Source organism: Paenibacillus typhae, from assembly GCF_900099765.1.
Taxonomy (GTDB): domain Bacteria; phylum Bacillota; class Bacilli; order Paenibacillales; family Paenibacillaceae; genus Paenibacillus_AQ; species Paenibacillus_AQ typhae.
Genome location: NZ_FNDX01000011.1, coordinates 45,256 through 66,214, shown reverse-complemented (window position 1 = coordinate 66,214; position 20,959 = coordinate 45,256). Strand labels below are relative to the sequence as shown.

23 protein-coding genes and 1 riboswitch are annotated in these 20,959 nt (G+C 39.9%); of the genes, 5 read left to right on the top strand and 18 right to left on the bottom strand.

The window, feature by feature from the left end:
* Positions 1-7: 7 nt before the first annotated feature.
* The 5 genes from BLR64_RS12255 to BLR64_RS12235 form a co-directional block, all read right to left on the bottom strand.
* Positions 8-1,669, bottom strand: coding sequence for an ATP-binding protein (locus BLR64_RS12255; RefSeq protein ID WP_167360658.1), 1,662 nt, complete (start codon positions 1,667-1,669; stop codon positions 8-10).
* Positions 1,669-3,867, bottom strand: a complete 2,199-nt coding sequence (locus BLR64_RS12250) for a Mu transposase C-terminal domain-containing protein (protein WP_090714463.1) — start codon at positions 3,865-3,867, stop codon at positions 1,669-1,671. The genes BLR64_RS12255 and BLR64_RS12250 overlap by 1 nt, the downstream gene beginning before the upstream one ends.
* The gene (locus tag BLR64_RS12245) at positions 3,857-4,693 is read right to left on the bottom strand and encodes a TnsA endonuclease N-terminal domain-containing protein (RefSeq protein WP_090714461.1); all 837 of its coding nucleotides are present in this window, start codon (positions 4,691-4,693) and stop codon (positions 3,857-3,859) included. The genes BLR64_RS12250 and BLR64_RS12245 overlap by 11 nt, the downstream gene beginning before the upstream one ends.
* Positions 4,694-4,894: 201 nt before the next feature.
* Positions 4,895-5,287 (bottom strand): hypothetical protein, encoded by a 393-nt coding sequence (locus BLR64_RS12240; protein WP_090714459.1) that lies wholly within the window; start codon positions 5,285-5,287, stop codon positions 4,895-4,897.
* A 215-nt stretch (positions 5,288-5,502) separates the two neighbouring features.
* Positions 5,503-5,685, bottom strand: coding sequence for a hypothetical protein (locus tag BLR64_RS12235; protein WP_090714458.1), 183 nt, complete (start codon positions 5,683-5,685; stop codon positions 5,503-5,505).
* Between the two features lie 391 nt (positions 5,686-6,076).
* Here BLR64_RS12235 and BLR64_RS12230 point away from each other — a divergent pair, with 391 nt between their 5' ends.
* Entirely contained in the window at positions 6,077-6,466 is a 390-nt protein-coding gene (locus BLR64_RS12230; protein ID WP_232380836.1) for a NusG domain II-containing protein, read from the top strand.
* A gap of 138 nt (positions 6,467-6,604) precedes the next feature.
* Positions 6,605-7,162 (top strand): TVP38/TMEM64 family protein, encoded by a 558-nt coding sequence (locus BLR64_RS12225; RefSeq protein ID WP_090714456.1) that lies wholly within the window; start codon positions 6,605-6,607, stop codon positions 7,160-7,162.
* Positions 7,163-7,370: 208 nt separating this feature from the next.
* Here the strand turns inward: BLR64_RS12225 and BLR64_RS12220 are convergent, their stop codons facing one another.
* From BLR64_RS12220 to BLR64_RS12180, 8 genes are all read right to left on the bottom strand, one after another.
* A complete protein-coding gene (locus BLR64_RS12220) occupies positions 7,371-7,841 on the bottom strand; it encodes a C40 family peptidase (protein WP_054940739.1) in 471 nt (156 codons plus the stop codon).
* Positions 7,842-7,845: 4 nt separating this feature from the next.
* Positions 7,846-7,980: riboswitch (cyclic di-AMP (ydaO/yuaA leader) on the bottom strand.
* 271 nt (positions 7,981-8,251) lie between these two features.
* Entirely contained in the window at positions 8,252-10,477 is a 2,226-nt protein-coding gene (locus BLR64_RS12215) for an AAA family ATPase (RefSeq protein ID WP_090714455.1), read from the bottom strand.
* 177 nt (positions 10,478-10,654) lie between these two features.
* Complete coding sequence (locus BLR64_RS12210) at positions 10,655-11,224, bottom strand: YdhK family protein (protein ID WP_068723287.1); 570 nt, start codon at positions 11,222-11,224, stop codon at positions 10,655-10,657.
* A gap of 111 nt (positions 11,225-11,335) precedes the next feature.
* Positions 11,336-11,938 carry a class I SAM-dependent methyltransferase gene (locus BLR64_RS12205; RefSeq protein WP_090714454.1) on the bottom strand — a complete coding sequence of 201 codons (603 nt, stop codon included), beginning with the start codon at positions 11,936-11,938 and terminating at the stop codon, positions 11,336-11,338.
* Between the two features lie 100 nt (positions 11,939-12,038).
* The gene (locus BLR64_RS12200; RefSeq protein WP_090714452.1) at positions 12,039-12,371 is read right to left on the bottom strand and encodes a four-helix bundle copper-binding protein; all 333 of its coding nucleotides are present in this window, start codon (positions 12,369-12,371) and stop codon (positions 12,039-12,041) included.
* Between the two features lie 342 nt (positions 12,372-12,713).
* Positions 12,714-14,099 carry a sensor histidine kinase gene (locus BLR64_RS12190; RefSeq protein WP_090714450.1) on the bottom strand — a complete coding sequence of 462 codons (1,386 nt, stop codon included), beginning with the start codon at positions 14,097-14,099 and terminating at the stop codon, positions 12,714-12,716.
* Positions 14,089-14,805 (bottom strand): response regulator transcription factor, encoded by a 717-nt coding sequence (locus BLR64_RS12185; RefSeq protein WP_068723296.1) that lies wholly within the window; start codon positions 14,803-14,805, stop codon positions 14,089-14,091. The genes BLR64_RS12190 and BLR64_RS12185 overlap by 11 nt, the downstream gene beginning before the upstream one ends.
* A gap of 130 nt (positions 14,806-14,935) precedes the next feature.
* Entirely contained in the window at positions 14,936-15,127 is a 192-nt protein-coding gene (locus BLR64_RS12180; protein ID WP_068723298.1) for a DUF2933 domain-containing protein, read from the bottom strand.
* A gap of 270 nt (positions 15,128-15,397) precedes the next feature.
* Between BLR64_RS12180 and BLR64_RS12175 the strand changes: the two genes are divergently transcribed.
* From BLR64_RS12175 to BLR64_RS12165, 3 genes are read left to right on the top strand one after another with little or no spacing between them, the layout of a single operon-like run.
* Complete coding sequence (locus BLR64_RS12175; protein WP_090714448.1) at positions 15,398-15,661, top strand: hypothetical protein; 264 nt, start codon at positions 15,398-15,400, stop codon at positions 15,659-15,661.
* A 24-nt stretch (positions 15,662-15,685) separates the two neighbouring features.
* Positions 15,686-16,819 carry a ParM/StbA family protein gene (locus tag BLR64_RS12170; protein ID WP_090714446.1) on the top strand — a complete coding sequence of 378 codons (1,134 nt, stop codon included), beginning with the start codon at positions 15,686-15,688 and terminating at the stop codon, positions 16,817-16,819.
* 10 nt (positions 16,820-16,829) lie between these two features.
* Entirely contained in the window at positions 16,830-17,351 is a 522-nt protein-coding gene (locus BLR64_RS12165; protein WP_090714444.1) for a hypothetical protein, read from the top strand.
* Between the two features lie 77 nt (positions 17,352-17,428).
* On the opposite strand, the gene BLR64_RS12160 is transcribed toward BLR64_RS12165, so the two are convergent.
* The 5 genes from BLR64_RS12160 to BLR64_RS12140 all read right to left on the bottom strand — a co-directional run bounded on the left by BLR64_RS12160 (position 17,429) and on the right by BLR64_RS12140 (position 20,955).
* The gene (locus BLR64_RS12160) at positions 17,429-19,093 is read right to left on the bottom strand and encodes a multicopper oxidase domain-containing protein (RefSeq protein WP_090714442.1); all 1,665 of its coding nucleotides are present in this window, start codon (positions 19,091-19,093) and stop codon (positions 17,429-17,431) included.
* Positions 19,094-19,179: 86 nt separating this feature from the next.
* Positions 19,180-19,782, bottom strand: coding sequence for a hypothetical protein (locus tag BLR64_RS12155; protein ID WP_090714441.1), 603 nt, complete (start codon positions 19,780-19,782; stop codon positions 19,180-19,182).
* Complete coding sequence (locus BLR64_RS12150; RefSeq protein WP_090714439.1) at positions 19,779-20,156, bottom strand: hypothetical protein; 378 nt, start codon at positions 20,154-20,156, stop codon at positions 19,779-19,781. The genes BLR64_RS12155 and BLR64_RS12150 overlap by 4 nt, the downstream gene beginning before the upstream one ends.
* A gap of 4 nt (positions 20,157-20,160) precedes the next feature.
* Positions 20,161-20,460 carry a hypothetical protein gene (locus tag BLR64_RS12145; RefSeq protein ID WP_068723309.1) on the bottom strand — a complete coding sequence of 100 codons (300 nt, stop codon included), beginning with the start codon at positions 20,458-20,460 and terminating at the stop codon, positions 20,161-20,163.
* Positions 20,461-20,490: 30 nt separating this feature from the next.
* Positions 20,491-20,955: a cytochrome b/b6 domain-containing protein gene (locus tag BLR64_RS12140; protein WP_090714438.1), complete on the bottom strand. Its 465-nt coding sequence runs from the start codon at positions 20,953-20,955 to the stop codon at positions 20,491-20,493.
* Positions 20,956-20,959: the final 4 nt, after the last annotated feature.

Below are 20,959 nucleotides of genomic sequence, written 5' to 3'. Positions count from 1 at the left end.
CCCCTTATCACAAACCTAGGCTTGATTTCACATTTTGAATATAACCTGCCCGTCTAATCAACTCATAGAGTGTTGCATTCTTTTCTTTCTCTTTCATTGATAATACTGGGAACAAGCTATTAGGTTTATACTTCCGTTGGCTCTTTTTTATATTAGAATCTTTGGCTGATGACTTAGTAGTTCTTTCAACAACCAGTTCTTCCTCTTCGGGCTTATAATTAAGTGCTGCTTGGTATGCGGCTCGCTTCCATTGGTTCAGGTCGGCCAATTTAGTTTTATTAGTACTTGACCTCGCAACCTCTGCTGAAAAACCAGCATCCATTAGCCAATTAATGATTTCTTGTAATTGGTTATCTTGCTCTTGTTCATATAAGGCTTCCTCCAGATTTATTTCATAAGTCTCTTCGTACATTCGTTTTTCTTCGGGTGTAATTAATGTTGCTGGATCATAGCTCATAAAGATATCCAAATACTTTTCCATTTCTTTTTTATCACCACTACGAAGAGCGTCCAACGGTGGTTGTAATATCCGAAATTGATCTTGAGCAACAGAATGAATAACAGAAGCGGTAAGTAATTCACTTGTACCTATGACTCTTTTTTGCGATTCTTTGAATATTTTTACCACAAGATCTGGAATACCCTGAGATTCGTAATATAACGCATGCTCAATTTCTGGAGTTAGTTCCGCTTTTTTCAACGTCCACTGCTGTTTCCACAAATGACTAATTAATGTTTTCCAGTCATTATCAGTTTCCATTAATCTATCCCACTCGACACTTCCTTGTGCTGTAAGTCTTTTAATGTTTCGAAATTCCTTAGTGAATAGACGGCGAGCCTTAGGAGTTCCTATCAACACTATCGGAACTCCTATCGTATTAATAAGCGTGTTAAAAAAATTGAGCATGATGGCAGCCCCACCAGATGCATGCTCATGCAGATATTGTATTTCATCTATGACCAGGACCCCAAGATGATGCTCCAATGCAAGAGCTGACATCACATTAATCAACTCATCTGTTTTGTAATCTTTATATTCGTTATAATCTATACCTCCCATTAGCTCTCCTATTTCTTTAATAAAACTAAGGCATAATTGTTTAATTGTCCCAGTTACTGGACAGTCTATTTTAACCCACACTAATTGTTTTTCTTCATACTTCTCATGGATGATAACTTGAGGATAGATATCAAGAATTCTCGTTATTCCTGTACTCTTACCGGCGCCCGATATTCCAATAATCCCTAGCGCAGATGATGTTGGCAGAGGAACATCGTTTTCTTGCCTTTCTAATTCAGCAATTTCTGGCCTTTTTAGGGAGAGAATTGCATTCCTCATACGACGAGTATGGTCATTATTTGTAATATTTCGCGAAAGATACCCGCGTCTAATGAAAATTGAAAATTTCGCTTCTACTTCAAGATGCTTATTTAAAGGAATAAGGTATGTGAGGAGTTGTTCTACGCAGTGTTTTCGTTTGCTTGAAGAGAGCTTTAATTCTTCGGGGTTGAATTCTTTAAACACTTTTATTTTCTTAGCAGCTTCAAAAGCATCCATAATTTCAGGGAGAGCTTCAATCATAGGATAATTATTATAACAAGGAACACCCGTTTCCTTATACTCTGCAAACTCTATTCTTCCTCGAATTGGCTTTTTATATTTCAACATTACTCCTCCTCTTCTAATGCACGCCATAACAGATCTGTATTATCTTCGGATGGCACATAACTTACATTCTCCTCCTTGATTGGAAAATCAATAACATTACCAGATTGTACTTTTTCATTATTTTCACCTTCCAACTTCCAACTTCTTTCGTCTCTTTCTTGTTGCTTGGCAACTCGTCGATGTTCTTTAACATCTTTCACTTGAACCGGTTTGTTACCTGAAGGCTTATTGGAAGCCTTGGAAGTGTTAACTATGCCCTTAACTTTATAATTATAGTTAACCCTATCATCGACATTTTGATCTTTACCTCTCCGAGCCATTCTTGCTTCATAAGCGATAATGTCAAGCTCCTCTTCCCACCTAACCTGTTGTTTACGTGATACAAACTTCTCATTCTGCTCATTAAGTTTATAACACTCTTCAAATTTTCCATCTTCATGTCTTAAGAACAATCTAGATGTATCGCGTGGATCAAAAGAAAACTCAACAACTATTTTTTCTTTATTTCTTGCATGAAAACGCCAATTTTCATTTTCCGCAGTTTCACATGTAAAAAGATTGTTATTGAACTTTATGCCGCTGGCAGTAAATCGGCTTTTCCGAGATGGCAGCAAGTTCATACGTAATTCATCTTTGCTTGCAAAATGAAGGGAGCCCAAACTATTTTTCCGCCCCCAATCCCATAAAGAAATCGGTGTTGGGACGACATCTTTAGCGATCATGGCTTCATTCCTTCTATACGAAGGCATGTAATGTTTATTGTGATATCTCACGTATTCGATAAGAATCGTTTCAAATTCATGAATATCCAACAAATTTGTCATGGCTGGCTTTTGATCACCACGTTCATGCATCCGCTCTAAAATACCTCCTGGAATCCATCTCACAATGTGTTGATTACTCACATCAAATGCTTTTTCAACAAAGGGTTTCCAGTCCGGCCGGTATGCGGGTAGATGTTCAGGCTTTACGTTTAATGTCTTTATAAGATGAGTGGGCTTGTTACCAACATACTCTCCACGATCAGTTGTTAACCGCTCAGGTAAACCAAAGGACGGCCATTCTCCTGGAGAAAGATCAATACCGAACCTCTTACAATATTCAACTTTGTCAGAAGCAGCATTTTCTAAAGCAAGGGCAGCTCCAATCCAACTAGGCCCCTCCAGTCCTACATACAGGCCTGCGATTAATCTACTGAAAACATCTACAACAAAATAAATTATGGGTCTACCAATAAACCAATTTCTATTTTTTCGATTTACTAAATAGACATTTCCTACTGTTGCATCAATCTGATACAAAGAACCTGGTCCAAACGATTTTTCATCAAAGGTCCCCTCAATGGCCCTATTCTTCAAATTAAATTTTCTTTGTCCATATCGTTTCTGATACTCATCTTTAGAATCACGTTCTTTTTGATGCCAGTAATAAAACTGGCGAAAAGTAGGCCTTTCATGTGTTGGAACTAATATGATTCCTTCATCAGCATCAATACCTGCTTTATAGTACGCCTCGAGCATTAGAAGATACACTTCGTACAACGTTCTCTTATCTCTTTTCTTATACCAGCGATCTATCGCTTTTTGGAAATGGTCTCGCTTAATTTCTTTAGTAATTTTAATACCGACAACTTCAGGATTTAATATCGAATCTTTGTTTTTTGTGCCCACTTTTGCTCCAGGTGTATCACGTGCTACTCCTTTGCCACCACATTTATAGAAATCCGGAAGCAGGGAGTTGATCCTCATTCCCCTTTGCCAATACTTTCTTAAATTCATTCTAACTAATGTTTTTGAAACGCCGTATTTCTCACTAATTTCTTCAATAATAATTCCGCGCAATCTTTTTTTCAGGATATCCAAGGCATGTTTTCCGGTAACTGCTTCCTCTAGATATCCCCATACCTTATCACGTATGGACCTATCCTTTTCATTAATCTTTGAATCCGGGAGCATCATTCTCGGTATGACATATTCAGTAAATTGAATATTGCCTTCTATGATCTCATTTTCAATTATTTCTCGGTCATGGAACTCTGGTTGGGCCGTCTTACTAAAGATATCGATCGTAACAACAACCTTTTGATTTACCCAAAGTACTCTTAACAGTGTTGAAGTTACTTCCTCAATACCTACCTCTTCTTCTTCGATATCGGGCCAAAATTCTAGAATACTGTTTGGGTAAATATCAGTTTGCATGTTTTCTTACCACTTCCCTTCTAGGCTGAGCTATGTCAAGAATCAACAAAGGCTTATTAGGGTCAATTGGTTGCTCCATATCAACAATCCATTTTTTAGTGATAATAAGATGCCGAGCTATAGTAAGACTATTGCCCGGCAAGAGGCCTAGTTTATCATCCGTCTCATTTGTAATATCCGTTAAGATATGCGTTCTCTTAAGGATATTAGGCTCCATTAGCTTCTTTACTTTAGAAGCAATAGCCTCAGAGATTTGATATTTAGAAAGATCGTATACGCTATGGACATACTCTATGTTTTTCACATAGGGTACAGGAATGTCTTTATCAGTAACCAATTCCCATTTAACTCCTCTACGTTCCCAATAAATCCGTTCAATCTCCATTTTCTCTATTTCTCTTGCAGTGATTAATTTAAACGGTTTTATAGATACAGCTAAGATAGATCCATCATGGAAATAGAGCAGAAAGTCAGTTGTCATTACTTTCAACTCATTTGTCTTAGGGTTAATTGGATGCTTAACATTGAGCTCTTTCGCAATTTCTATCGTTTCTTCAATATCATCAAGTTGTTTATCAAGCAGCGGGTACTGTTCCTTGAAATCGTAGATCAAGCTGGACCAGTCTAACAATAAGAAGTAGAAGTACTCCCAATCAGATAAAAGCAAATGTTCACGTCCATTTTTAATTCCCTTGGGTCTGTGAGTGTTACCTCTAGATGATACTTGTTTAGCTGTGAACCATGGGATGTAATTCTCTCCTTCACCCTGACCCTTCCCCTGTTTCACCCATCGCTTTATCTGATCTTGAATTGTTGAGCTCACCATTAGTGCATCGCCTCCTCAATTTTACAGATTTCGCCAAGTTCTTCTTTTTATACGAGATATAATAATACAAAATACTACGAACTTAAATAGAATTTTAGCAAATATTTTAAATAAATAGTTATTTTAACTTAGTTAGATCGAAATAATTATTGAGTAACTTTAAGGTTACTCAATAGATACTTAAAGTGACTTAAAGTGATTCTAAATTTGCACATCATTTCTTCGTTCAAAAGATTTCTTTATTCTTTGTCGCCTTGATAAATTTATATGCTTCTTTTTACCTGAGTTTCGATCTCTCTGAAGTTTTTGAATTGTCTGAACGTACTTTTCTAGCTTCTCCTTATATTCGGCGAATTCACTTTTCAGACCGATTGATCTGCATTCAATCAGATTATTATTTTTTTCATTCACCAGATATATTTTTTTCATTTCTTCCGAATTAAATATCACTGCTACTGTCCAATTTCCTAACCACTTTGCTATTTCAAACCAATTCTCTCTAATAGCTTGTGAATTTGAGTAATATTCACCTCTGAATAAAATACCCTTTGATGTTACTTTTGCAGTGCCAATAAAATAATTATCCATTCTCATAAAATCCCCCCATACTTTTTGAGCTTGATAGTTTAATCTTATCCGTTTTCGGATATTTTATACTACTTTCTCAATTTAACGGATTCTTAGGGTTCAATTTATTAGGAATAATTTTCACCTCACAAAAATCCCCGCACACTAGTTGCGGGGATTTTACAAAGTATTTTTCTTCCGTTATTCAAGTATAGATTTTGAAAGGAAATGAATAATTTTGTTTAACCCCAATCATCAGTAAGATCCAGAGTTCTCTTACAAATATCGCAATTGACATGAATAACCGTACCGAGACTAGTTGGAATAAATGTATAGGAAAACTTTGCTCCCGACACATCAATTGCTTTACATGAATCCCATTCCTTTATCTTTTTCTTCATTTCTTTGGTAATCTCAAATAACATACGTTTTCTCCTCCTCCATTTCTGTATTGTTTATAATGCAGTCAACAACACTTCTATGGTTTAGTTGTTCATAGTGAACCAGGTGTTTTTTTGCAGTATTTTCTATTGGGGTTCATTTTATACCTCTGCATTCTGCTCATCTATACTGATACGAACCTCATTCTCCTGGAGCAAATCAATTAAATTCAGCAGATAAGGATTATTACGTACTTTTCATAGCTACCTCTCTTTTTATTTTCTTCCCGAATGTGATAATTCAGGGACAGAAGCTCATTCCAGTATAAGCGGTTTACTAATTTCCAGAAAAATTACTTGTTTTAAATACCTCCACATAGTTTACACACTATTTTCAGATACTATGAGACTATCTGTTAAGCTGGAGATGAACAAGATGATGAAGAAAATTGGCATTAAGAAAGCGGATTTAATTCTTATCACATGTATTTTGCTAATAGCCCTGACTCTTTTAGGAGTAGAGTTGCTTAGAAAGGACCAGCCCAATACCGGTACTTATGCAAGTATACGTATAGATAATAAACTATATAAAGAGGTAGAACTCACGGATGAGCCCCAAATTATCAAGATTCAAACAAAAAGAGGATACGATATACTCAAAGTTCATGATAGAGGGATCGAAGTAATTGAATCGGACTGCCCGCAAAAAATCTGTTTTAGCTTTGGTTTAATATCAAGACCAAGACAATCTATCATTTGCCTACCTCTGCGAATGATTGTTGAAGTAAAGCCTAATTCAACTGATGATATAGATGCGATCCTATAACTTTCTTAAATAAAAAACGAACTATTCCATAAGCACATATATTGGGCTAAACGTAGAATCAGAGATCTATGTTTAGCTTTTTATTTACCTGTTATAATGAGCTCAGGTTATCTCAAATAAAAAAGGAATGGATTTTGTATGACTACGCACATCGTTGAATTGTTAGGTGAAAGTGGTTATTTCGCCATTATCTTAAGTCTGGTTTTAAATATATTAATAAGCATTTTTGCATTCATCCCTAGTGTATTTCTCACAGGAGCTAACATCACCTTTTTCGGTTTTCTCAACGGAATGATGATTTCCTTTTTCGGAGAAGTGCTTGGGGCAATTGTTAGCTTTGTTCTCTATCGCAGGGGGTTCTTGTCCTTAATACGAGGTATAAAAAATGAGAATAAATATTTGAAGAGACTTCAACAAACTTCTGGTTATGAAGCATTCTTTCTTATTCTTGCTTTAAGAATACTCCCGTTTATCCCTTCAGGATTGGTTAATATATCGAGTTCCGTTAGTCGTGTTAGCTGGGTCACTTTTGGATTAGCAACTATGCTTGGAAAGCTGCCAGCTCTGATTATAGAGGCTTATTCTATTCAGCAATTGCTGATTCTCAGCAAGGAATATCTCAGTGTGGCTTTGATTTTAATAAGTATCGTACTCATTCTAATCATTTTCACGGTTAGTAAAAGAAGACACTACTAAGTACAGGGAATAAAAATTTATTAGTTAACAACGCTGAGACAGCCCTTTCTATACTTATCATGAGAATCCATCGCATGTACCTTACCCTACTTCTCAATAAGAACAATCCTCAAACAAGCTTACGGAATAAGAATAGCCTATTCAAATAAAAAGATCGCCTCTCTAGTTAGAGGCGATCTTCATTACTCCACATGCAGAAAACTTTCAATTAACGGCTCACCATTTCAGAATAGCTGTTTTCACTGACTACACGGCGAGCTGTTACATATCGCTCCTTATAATACGCCTCTGACAAGCTGCTGATTCTTACGCCCTTACTGCTGGAAGAGTGAGCGAACTTGTTATCACCTACGTAAATGCCCGCATGCGAAATTCCAGAACCAAATGTGTTAAAAAAGACGAGGTCACCCTCACGTAAATCATCTTTGGCTACAGGAATGCCAGTTTTAGCCTGCGATTGAGAAGTGCGCGGAAGGTCATCTACATTGAACTTCTTAAGTACATATAGAATAAATCCGGAACAATCAAAGCCTGAAGTTGTGGTTCCTCCATAAAGATAAGGGGTTCCTACGACCCGATTCACAACACTGTCCAAGGTTACCTCGCTAGCATATGTACCTGGTGCTGCAGAAGCAAATATAAATGAGGCTGCCAACATGGATACGATGACTTTCTTCAGAAACTTGTTCTCCCTTCAATGCCTACGGAGTTAGCTGAGGATTCGGTTAAAGGTTCCCTATATTCCCTTTTATGCAAGAATAATTCACCCAAAAAATGGTTCCCCCGTTTTCAACGCTGAAATTCGGCAACTTATTAATATTTTGTAACTATTAACACTTTAATAGATAGTAGGCCCCCCTGTCAATCCTTCTAAAAATTTAACTATTAACGTATTTTCTACATACTTTCTTCATTGTTTCTCCATATTTTTGCTTTATAATAACCACTCAATATCATTCTTTGTCTGAAACAATAGTAACGTTTTTGTAATATATTCCAATATCTTTGGTGTATATAAAAAGACGAGTAGTTACTTCCTCCTCGTCTTCTAATCCCGTATATGTCGTTTAATTGATATTACGTTTTCGATTACGATACCTGTGTTTGTTCCAAAGCCGATCCCAGAGATTCTTCAATTCCCATCATCATTTTATAATGGGCATGATGATGTGTAACCACGAATATCTTTTCAAATACCCGTAAGTACTTACTGACTGTATCCATCGGGTGCTCGATATACAAATCATCTCCTGCAAAGTGAGAACCATCATTGGCCCAGGAGATTAAGGATTTACATATGACCTTCTCATCCTCCTCGAATTTATCAATAATGTCCTGATCGCTGTAATTACCATAGATTTTAAAATAATTTTCAATGATTCTACGAATCAAATTCTGAACGGTGATGGAAGAGCTGTGATTGGCTGACTTTAATTCCTGCCACATTAACTCATACGAGCTTTTAATCGGGTTGCTGTTATACGGGGTTGATTCGGTTACATCATTCCATTTTCGGATAATCCAAAATGTCTCATCCGCCATCCTAGCGCCATTTTTGGGCCGTTTTTTTGAAAACGTAATTTCCTTGTGAAAATAGACATTATGCGTTAGAAGAAACAACTGAATGATATTACTTTCTTCGTTGCGTACATCTTCTATAAGTTTGGAAATCAGATTGCTTACGATAAACAATACGTTACTGTCCAAGCTTGAAATTGGGTCATCAATCACAACAACTTTATTCTCAGTAATTAAATCACTGTTATTGCTACCGTTTAATAAGTGCATAAAATAAAGAAAGGTAACAAACGTTTTCTCGCCTTCACTTAATGTTTGATTAACGTCCTCACCATTTGAGCGGATTAACCGATAATTCCCTTGACTTTGTGTATGAGCGAATTTGAAATTAGTAAAATGATAGGCCCTCAGTAACCGATTCATTTCGTTTACAGAGGGGATTACACTCGTAATCTGAGCCTCCAGCCTGTGAATTTCGGATTCCAATGCGACTCTTTCATTCTTCTTTTGGGCTAATGTTACAGAAAGGTTGTCGATTGCTCGTCCTGTTCTATAATCTATACGAACATATTTCTCATGATTTTGCTGATTCTCACTCCAGATAAAATCCCAAATCTGGGTTATCAATTTATTCCCTTCATCCACTCGGTTCTCTATAAAAGTATTATGCTGCTGAATTTGTTCATTCGCTCGGACGATTTCTTCATTGATCACATCGACGAAAGCCGCAATAGTTAACAGTTCGATTGGATGACTGGGATGAGTTTGCTTTTGCTGGAACAAGTCCAAATTATGTGCATTTTTCGAAAGGATCAGTTCATATTGTTGCGAAATGAGATCGAGATTCAAATATGTATTTTTCTTGTCGGTCAATAATAACTCTTGCACTTGATTTTCAAGATAATGATAATACCGTTTATACTGTTCAACTTGATCTTGGAGTTCAATCATCTCTTTTTCGTAATGTTCATTAAAGTAATCATTGAGTTTTTCGGTAAATCCCTCAGGGAGTTGTTGTTGGCAAAAGGGGCATACTCCTTCCGCTTCAGAAACATGTGTATGTCCTTGTTTAACCCAGTCACTAATCGCTAGCTTGGATATAAGCACAGCAATATCGACTTCCTGTTTACCAATGATAGGGGTCTGAAAAATCCGGTGATTGCATACCGCAGACAGATGCTCTATTTTAATCTTTTCAAGAAAGGGTAGCTTCTCATTTGAACCATTAAACAATTTCTGTACTCGCGCTTGGAGGTCTGCTAGAGCACATATTAGTCCGCCTGTCGGTGCTTGCTTACATCTTTTCATAAAGTTTATTCTATTGTTTCTTAAACCCGAAAAGGCCACTGAAAAGATATCGTCATATTTCCGCTTTAATTTCCAACAATCGTCGGTAAACTCATCCTCGTTTTGTTTAGACTCTTTTTGTTTGACCTCTAGATTAGAACTTAACCGACGAATTTCCTCAACTACTTTATCAACTAAGTCTTTTTTGTCCCGGATGGTTTTTTTAATTTCTGTTGATTCTCTTCCCAAAGTAAAGATACCTTTGATATCTGAATCTTGGTGGAAATTTTCCTCGACAAACTTTTGGTTATACACCACTGTTTTTAATGGCTGGGAAACCCAGGATATCCTACTATCAGCATAAAGTTCAATTTGTTTAAGAACATTAGATAAGGTTGTTTTCCCACTGCCATTCGAGCCGTAAAAATAGTTAATTTTTTTCAGGTCACTGTAAAGTACACCCTCACTACTATAGGTAGCCACATTTTTAACGGCAATCTCCCTAATCATACTTTGATCCCCCTTGTAATGCTATTCCCCTGTATTCCTCATGTCTTTTGCGGAAAATCTAATACTATTATATCATTCATCCATTGATTCCATCGGTAATTTACGTCAATTTTTGCAAGATTCCTCTATTTATTAAAAAAGAAAGCAGCCCCTGGAGGCTGCTTTTATCATCTTCGTTTACTTCGCCTTTAACTCATCACCGGTTACCCATTTGTGATTTCTCACTGGCTCTCCGCCTGTTGTCGGGGTATAGTCAACCATGTATACGGTTGTTTGCTCACCTGTATCTACAGTTGCGGTAGCCCCCTTCATACCAGGCATATGATCAACGTTAAGCACCACTTCTGTGCCAGGCGCATAAAGCTGGTCTCCTGCATCTTTTAAATCTTGCTGAATAACCCATTTATGATTGGTAACCGGATCTCCTCCGGTAGTGGGTGTATACGATACCGCGTAGACATTAGTGTCATAAGCCCCTACAATGGTTGCGGTAGCTCCCTTCATCCCGGCCATGTGTCCCTCGGTAATAATGACTTGATCGCCGACCTTATACTCCGGATTAGCGGCTTCTTTTAATCCTTCAGGCACTTCACTTGTCATATTCTCATGTTCCATCTCTGAATGATTCATGCTGGATGCAGCGTTATTGGGTGTATTGGACGCTTCATTTCCGTTATTTGCGGTATTTCCACAGCCACTGATGACGACCACCAGCGCTGTAGCTAAAATGAACAAACCTTTTTTCATATTAATAACACTCCTTCATAGGTGAATTGTGAAATTTATGCAGACTAACGCGTATGCATTATCGTCTCCAACGAAACAGATTTCATACCATTGACGTGGGAAGTCGGCTGATTACGGTCTCAAGAGCAATCGTCTTACAATGGTTGTACATAAAGGCTCGCTTTTTTGTATGATCAAGCCGGCAGATTCCACATTCTTTAACGTATACCGGTTAATGTTGGCCCCGCTGATACGAACTGTAAGGGGATTAAGCAGATCCATTAGCTTCCCAACCATTGGATGCTCACTCCTCATGTGTTCTAACAGCCTGATTTCCCCTTCTTTATTACACACTCGCTTCATTTCTCTCATGCCCTGAACCGGATCGGGGACAGAACAAAACACACAAGTCGCTACTATGTAGTCGAATGTCTGATCTTCAAAAGTTAAATTTTGAGCATCCATCTCCATTAAAGTAACGTCGATCTTCAGTTCCTTTGCACGTTGTTCGGCATATTGTAGCATCTTTGGGCTAAAATCAATCCCGGTTAAGCGAACAGCGGGTGGATAATAGGAAAGATTAGCACCTGTTCCTATGCCTACCTCAAGTACATTTCCACTTAGCCCGCTTAACAGTTCTTTGCGCCAACTCCTCATCATTTTTCCATCCACACGATGAAAAAGCGGAGCTATTCGGTCATATCGTCTCTTAATCGTTTGAGTCTCCCTACCCATCCATACTCTCCTTATACCCTTTCCTGTCCTTTTGACATCAGATGAGCAAGGGAAACATAACAACCTTGCTCATCTGATTCATTTAAAGTCAAATGTTAAGTTAAGCGATCATCTTACGGCAAACCTCCGCACATCGGAAACAGGCCTCAGCACATTTCTGGCAATGAGCCGAATGATGGTGTTTACTGCATTCATTACCACAACGTTCACAAGCATCAGCACACAGTCTGCACAGCTCCGTGGAATAGGTGCTGTGTTGAGTCAAGGCCTGAGCAGTAAAGGCACAAATATCCGCACACTCTCGGTCGAGACGGATGCAATCCTTCATCATATCAACGGATTCTTCCTCCAAACAAGATTTGTAGCAGTAATTGCAAGCCTGCACACAACGTAGACATTCATCAATGCACTCCTGTAACTGTTCTTGTGTCATGAAATAAACTTCTCCTTTCAGTGTTTGAATGAGGTGTAGCTATCTTCAATTAACCTGAAAGTATGAAGATTTGATGTGGTTTTTGTGAAAAAATTGAGTTTTGCAATTTTGCGAATAAAAAGTCTTTGTCTCAATGTTTTTTTCGAGCTTTATAAATCCTTAAAGAAACGAAACTCAATAACCCGATAAAAACAAAACATGTTACCAATTTTATGATCCCACTTGCTTGTATTATGGGACTTTGAAAGGATACCGCGGATATCGTCATGCAACTTATACCCATTCCGATCAAAAGAACAGCAATTAGCCATTCCACTTTTTTCATTAGCCTGCCTCCTAACGTCATGGCTGCTGGTAAAACTGAATTTCAAACCGTGTGCCTTTGTCTACTTCACTTGTTACTGTAATTTGCCCGCCCTGCAGTTCAACCAGTTTTTTCACTATGGACAGTCCTAAGCCCGTTCCTCCATATTGGCGTGATCTAGACTTTTCTACACGATAAAAGCGTTCAAAAATGTAGGGGATTTCGTCTTTTGGAATGCCAATCCCTGAATCCTCCACGACCAGGAGAAAAGCACTACTGGTATATGAGAGAGAGACGTTAATTTCGCCTTTTTCGGTATAACGGACTGCATTCTCCAAAAGATTAAGGATTATTTGCTCCATCCGCTTTTTATCTCCGCGAATCTTTTTCATCATACCGTTTTCCTTGTATTTCAGGCTAAGGCTTTTTTCTCTTGCCTTGAGCTCCACTTTTCGCACCGCCTGCTGCGTTAAATCAGACATATTCACCCAGTCTAGCTCAAGATTAATCTTCCCTTCTTCCATTTTCGATAAATCAAAAAGGTCCTCAACTAAGTGCTGCAAACGTAACGCTTCGTCATGAATGATTCCCAGATACTTGTTTTTCTCCTCTACGGTTTCATAAAGTTCCTGTTGGAGAACCTGAGAGTAGCCTTCCAAATAGGTGATCGGTGTCCGGAGTTCATGAGAAATATTAGCGAAAAACTCTTGCCTTGTATCCCGATATCGCTGAAGATCCACAGCAAGATCGTTGATTGCATGCGCCAAGCTGCCCATTTCATCATTGCTGTTAATATCAAGACGTGTTTCCAAGTCCCCTGCAGCGATCTTCCGTGTGGCCTGTTGCATTTTAAGTAAAGGCCGGGATAAATACTGGGCTATTATCCATGTAATACCGAGAGCCAATAAAAAAGCGCCAATCCCTGACAAGATCAAAAGATTACGGACCGCAAGTAATGACTGTTCCATTTTCTCGGTGGAAGACATGACATAAAGGGCGGAGGCCGCTACGTCTTTCACATAGATTGGTTGTCCGGAAACAAAGTAACGAATTCCGGAAGGTTCGGTATATAAGAAATTGACTTTCTTTCCTGCAAAGATTCTTTCCAGATCCGAGCTTCGAATTATCTTTCGATCGGAAGAGTCATGCGTTCCTGAGTGTAGAATTACCTCACTATTGGCATTGACGTTAAAAATACTGACGTTCGAGAATTCTGCAAAAGTTTTCATCATTTCACCAGAAGTACTATCCGATTGGGCCATGACCGCAAAATGAGAACCCAATTCCTCATTCTCCGTACGCATCCGATCGATATAAAAACTTGTGAATAAACGGTCTATAGTAAAGCCCAGAAACACCAATACGATTAGAAACACCGTGATAATAACAAATCCTAATTTTAAGCCGATACGGTTATTTTTCATTGGCATCTCCCGGAACATAAAACTTATAGCCAACCCCCCATACCGTTTGGATCGGGTTATATTTCAAGCCGGCCAAATGCATCTTTTCTCTGATGTTTTTGATATGCGTATCGACGACTCTGAACTCACCTTCAAAATCATAGCCCCATAGCCGTTCCACTAATTCTTCTCTTGTAAATGCTTTTTGGATATTCTGCGCAAAAGACACCAATAAATCGAATTCCTTTTGAGTAAATTCTACATATTCATCACAAATCCGGACTTCACGGGCTTCAGGTATGATTACAAGATCTGGATAATGAAGCATGCGCGACGGTTGAGGAATTACCTCCTGGTTCATCACTGATCTACGAATCAGCGAGAAAATTCGAGCCAGTAATTCTTCTGAATCGAATGGCTTGGTCAAGTAATCATCCGCTCCGATACCCAAACCTTTTATCTTATCTTTAGTCTCAGTTCGCGCTGACAGGAATAATACCGGCGTTTTCACAAGTTCTCTGATACGCTTACAGATTTGCCAACCATCCATATCGGGCAACATAACATCTAGAATAATGACATCAAAGGAATGGGCTTGGACCAGCGCCAAGGCTTCTTGCCCCGTGGATGCTTCTTTAATCGCAAAACCTTCTTTCATTAAATAAATCCGCAGCAAATTTCTCATATTCCATTCATCATCTACAATTAATACCTGGAGTTTCGACACTGAACATTCACCTCGAATTTATCTGTTTTTTTAATATTACAAAATTAATGTGTTGAAAATGTGTAGATGTGTGAACGGTTCAACATTAGAATGCCGTAAGCGACACTCGCTTACGGCATATTCTGTCCATCTATTTTTTAAAACTCTGCAGTTCTTTGCTAATTCGCTCATTTTCAGCTTTCAGATCGACCAACTGGTCATGCAGGCTTTCAGCTGCAACACGATGATTTGGGGAGCCGTGAGAGTGTCCCCCTTTCATTGTAAACATCATAACAATCATCATGACAGGACATACCAGCACGAGTAATGTAGACCATTCCATTTGAAATCCTCCTATGAAAGTTCCTTTAATTTATATTTTTATTTTAAAGTTTGAGTATGTGGAATGTATGTTGAAAGCATGCGTGAATCGTGAACTTTTCTATTTTACAGAAAAAACGATAAGCAATTGAAGAAGTGAAATCTTCTTCATATCTACATCATTTCAACATATTTTTATGGCATAATTTACCTAAATCTGATAAAAACTTGTGCCAAAGGGAGTGAGTTGTATGCTGATGGTTAAACGGATCGTACTAAAGGAGATGGTCATTTGAACTTGAACGCCTTTTTTTCGGAACTCCTTCTTCTGTGTCTCCTTTTGCTCATTCTATTGACAGCTATTGTGGTATTCATGGGAATAGCCCGATTATTTACATTAACCGCTTTCTCCACAACTTCACCTATTTTAACTGAAGACCAGCCCATTCAACCACAGCAACACTCCAATGAGGGACTAAAAGACAATCCTATTACTCAAGCGTATGTAAAGCGTCATTTTTTTAATGATCAAAACGATTTGAAAACCAATCGCTAAAGGTACATAAGGAGGAAAATAACGATGGTTATCCGGCAAGCAGCAGTGGATATCGGCAATGACTCACTAAAAGCTTACTTCGAAAAATTAGAGAACGAGCTCCTTATTCCCAACGTCATCGCTGAAATCGGTCTTTCCCGAGACATTGTGGAGTTAGAGAAACACCCATTGGATGGGCTTCATGTGGAGATCATTTCTGACGCATTGAAACGGGGACAAGGTGTTTATGCGGTAGGTCATCTCGCCGGCGGATATGATCATAACGACGAATTAACTACGATTAGTGATAAATCAGAAGCCGACCAGCCCATTGTAATGTTGTTAACCGCGTTAGCTTATGATGCTGCAATGGCTTCTTCAAATCAAAATGGCGTTACTGAAGTGACTTATTATTTATCCACGGGACTTCCACTAAGTGAAGCAAAACGTGGTAAACGCAAGCTTTTCAAACAAAAACTGAAATCGGGTACTCATGAGGTCCGTTTCCATATTACACCGACCATTGGTGGTAGAACAATACGCATTCATTTTGAAGAAGTACTGGTCAATATTGAAGGACATGTTGCTTTGATTGATTTAACGACTCATGATGACGGTTCGGTTCGCAATGAAGAACTCACTCATATGAACGTATTAATTAACGATATTGGCGGACTTTCGACTGATGCGGCAATCATTTTAGAGGATGGAGCAGTAGACAATATCCATTCGGACGGAATCAAAGAAGGAGTCTCTCCTTATTTGGATGAAATCATGGATCGCGTATACGCAGAAACGGGGTACCGTTTCATAAATCGTCAGCAGCTCATTGAAGTCATAACCACTGAGAATGAAGAAGAACGATATCACGTTTGGTTTCGAGGTAAACGCACCGGTATTCAGTCCATTGTCGATGAAGTGCTGATGAAAATCGCTCGTGAGGAGTATAAACTGATCCGGAGCACGTGGAACAAGGTCCCCAGTATTCGAGTTTCGTATCAAATTGGCGGTGGATCTTTGCTTTTAAGACCGTACATCGAGAGAATTAACGAGCTTGAGGAAGATTATCCGCTGCGGTTTGTCAGTACAAAAGATTCAATTTGGATGATCGCTAGAGCGTATTTCAAATTACTGAAAGTGTACCTGAAAGTTAAGAATGAGCAATACACCGCCAATTAGGGAACAAGACATGGAGATTTCCAGATCGCCGGCAGTGGAGCGCAAGCTAACGATTCATCTACCCGAACACACTTCCCAGAGAGTTATTGACTTTCTTGTTGACCTGGAGCATTTGGATAAGTCTCTTTTTCAAAGTAAAATCGCAGCTATATTCATCGAATCCATAGAACGTTCCATAGCTGTGGCTACGCCTAGTGTGACGATCCCACTACCGGAGTATCTTGGAAAAGACCACCTGGAATGGATCCAACATCCCTTCACCAAGCAGCTATTAACCAGTTGGTTACTACAGCTTATCAAAGATGTTCCTGATGCTGTAACTCGAAGTCATTCCAGCTGCAATATAACAAATGAAGTGACGGTAAACCAGGGTGCACACCCCTCATCCAGTGATTCTTCTGTACTAGAATGTGCAGAACTAGAATTTGCAGAAAAAACCGCCCCTGATAAAAGCGGCACGGATACACCCCCTTTTCAGATCACAAATCCGTATCATGCCAAGTTAGTGGGGTTCTTTTTAGATGGTGAATGAAGCAGAGGGTGCAAGAACTTAATAAAGTTCTTACACCCTCTTCACTTTTTATGGGGGAATATTTAAGAATCACTCTTTTATTCAGGTTTATTCCCTTCAGAGGAACCTGGCGTGTAGGCGGACTTGTAATCCGTATAGATCAATTTCTGAACCATTCCTCCCGCTGCATGATGAAGCTCATGACAGTGAATCAACCAGTTACCAGGATTGTCTGCTTTGAAGACCAAAACAACCTTTTCCCCTGGTTTGACCAGCACGGTATCTTTCATAATCGTACCCCTAACCAGTTCCCCATTTCGCTCGATCACTTGAGCAAAATGGCCATGGATATGAATGGGATGGTCTACTGTATCATCATTTTGAAGCGTCAATTTAACATAATCCCCCGTCTTGACCTGAAGAGAAGGAAGATCCTTGAACACCTGATCATTGATCGTGTACTGTTGCTCATTCCCATTCATTTTAGAATTCAAAATGGCGGTATACTCCACTGCAAAGGAACTTACTGTTCGCAGATCCGTATTTACCTGTTTTCCATATTGAAGCAAATTGAAAACCGGTATATTTTCATGCTGTATCTTGCTGGTTACTCCATTACTTCCGGCAACTTTGACCGGAATCACCAACTGATCGTTATACAAATTATTGTCATGTGCATCCAGCGTAAAGTCTTCTTTAGTCTTGATGGTCATTTCTATATCGTAACGTTCTCCTGGCGCCACCGTAACCATTTGGTTATTCAGTACTCCTGGTTCAGCTATATCCTGACCATCTGAGCTGACAACTTTAAATTCTCCGGGAATATGAATGGCGTGCGAGCGATACCCGGCATTTATCAAACGTAAGCGAACCGTATCCCCTACCTTGGTCGTCAAGGGATCGATTAAAGAACCCGATTTCCCATTAACCGTGTAAATGTTATACATCGTGGCCATCATCTCTTCTTCGCTCATCGCTTGAGATGAAGAGCCATGAGCGCTGTGGCTGGAGGTTTCCTGCTCTTCCATCCATTCGTCTAAGAGGAGAGTCACATCTTGATCCGGTTTAGGCTCTGATTTGGGTTCCACGATCAGTGCGCCGTAAAGTCCTTTGTCTACTTGCTTGGAGCTTTCCTGATGAGAATGATACCAGTAGGTTCCCGGTATATCGGCCGAGAAGCGGTATGTGAAGGTTTCTCCAGGGTTCACTGCCTCCTGTGTCACCCCGGGAACGCCATCCGCCTCTGAGGTGACCGGGTACCCGTGCCAGTGAATGGATACCGGCTCCTCCAGTTCATTCTTCAAGGTAACAACCACAAAATCCCCTTGTGTGACTCTAATTTCCTGCCCTGGAACGGTGCCATTAAATGTCCATAGAGGCAGCGTTATCCCTTCAGCAATGGTCAAAGTACGGTTCATGGCTGTAAGAGAAAACCCTTTTACCGGCTGGCCCTCTTTTGGTTCCAGCGCCGTAGGCTCACTTGAAGGGGCAGTCGTGTTTTCTGGCCCTGGAGTAACGGGCGATGTCGGTGTAGGTACGATAGCAGTCGGAGTGGAACTTGGTACAGGTGTTTCCTCCTCCGTTACATTTGTAGATGTGCCATGCGCACTATGATCCATGGATGACATATCATCTGTAGCTTGGGGAGCCATGCCGGTTGAGCTCTGACCAACTGCAGAGGTTCCATTCATATAAAGGCCGGCTGCCGTTCCACCAAGAATCAATGCAATGAAAAGCAACCATACCAAACTTCTGTTGCTCAATCTGTCTTCCTCCTATTCAAAGATAGATGATTTAAAAAAGCAGCGTTCGGTCAATAAAGACGAACGCTGCTCCGTTCCCGCTTAAATTACATCATGCCCATGCCGCCGCTGCTGCTGCTTCCGCTACTGCCGCCCATGTTCATATCCATATCATCATCCATCATACCTCCAGAACCGCTCATACCGCCGGACGACCCCATATTCATGTTGGATTGTGTCTGCATACCGTTCATATATTGCTGCTGCATCATCATCATATCTTGCTGAAGCTGATTCATGCGCTGCATCACTTCATTCATCTGGTCCATGTTGACCGTCCCGTTGACCGTTCCATTCACCGTCCCGCTCATATTCCCCATCGTACCTGTCGCGTTTGCAGTACCGTTTACGTGCAGACTATGTTGATCATTTGTAGAAGATGCTGCAGTCGGATTTGTTACATTGAGCAGTACTACAGAAATGATAAGTCCGAAAAACGAAAATACCGCTAATTTTAACCAACCACTACTTTTCATTATTGTCATTCCTCCAAATTTGCTAGAAGTTGTAGTTCCTTTTTGCCCCCGGCTCTCGCTGATATAGCCAACTGTTTTTTTTACCATCTCATAGACAGTAAAAATGAGCCCGGCTGAAAGCAAGATCAGTAAAATGGCCATGTACAGATTGCCAAATGAACCTAGAACATTCATTTCCTTTTCCTCCCGTTTAACGGCTTCGGCCATACGATCGCAAGAAATACTGCTCCGGCAATAATCATTGGCATTGTTAGAAGAAGCAACGCAGTGGTAACGATATGGATGGTATACAGTTTTCCCTGTTGATCATGGTGGCCCTCATGCTGGCTGTTCCCATTCCCCGCGCCTGCTGCAATCCCTTCGTATGTAAACAGATCAGGGATCGTAGCGTTGGATAAACTTTCGCTCTTCATCATATCGGCCATAGATGTGTCCATTTGAGCTGCATTCTCCGTGCGGTTTCCCCAGGATAGGGCAACCACGAGCACCGAAATGACAGCAAAAACGGCGGTGAGTTGCCAGAACGGCATTTTCTGCTTTTTAAACATGGTTTTACACCTTTCTTCTGCACCGTACGTACACTCCAGCCGCTATACTTATAGACAATAACGGAAAGGCAAAAGCGATGCTCTGGTTCATTAGACTGTGTATGTTTGTGTCCTCTTTCACTTGCATCGACAGCCCCATCAGAGAGGAATCCATGGCCTTCATCATGCCCATCATAAACTGCATCACCTCTTGTTCTGTCGGTCCAAACCTGAACATGGAAATGAGTATGGCGGCAAGAGCGAAGAAGAACGAGGTGGTTACAAACCAGATGAATAGCTTGAACCACTTTTTTTGCATCCACATGGTAAAGGCCCTCTCTCCCTTGAGCAATCATTATTTAGGTTTTGCAGCCCTTTTTTTAGGCCATGTTAGCGCATGGGTTTTCATGTAAATGTGCCAGATCACGCTTGCTACAGCCAGATAAGTCAGTTTTTCATGAATCCAAAGTGAAAACGCGGTAGCTGCATGATTGCTGTCCATAAAGAGCCAAATCATCGCACCGGTAATGATGAAGATGAGTGTTGTGATGAAGGTGAACAGTCCATACCCGGATGGTCCGAACACAAGCCAAGGCTTTTTGGTTTTATCCCGGCGAAGAATGCGGATGATCTCGTACATCATCACAATGAAAGTGAGCAGTACATACACGATAGCCGCTATCCGGTGTACGATATCCGCCATCGCGATATCATATTGCATCAACCAGCCATACTTGGCTCCAGCCATAGCGATTCCACTAAGGGCCAGTACCGAGAATACGAGCGCCCAGAGCCAATGGAGGATAAAATCAAACTTCATAAAC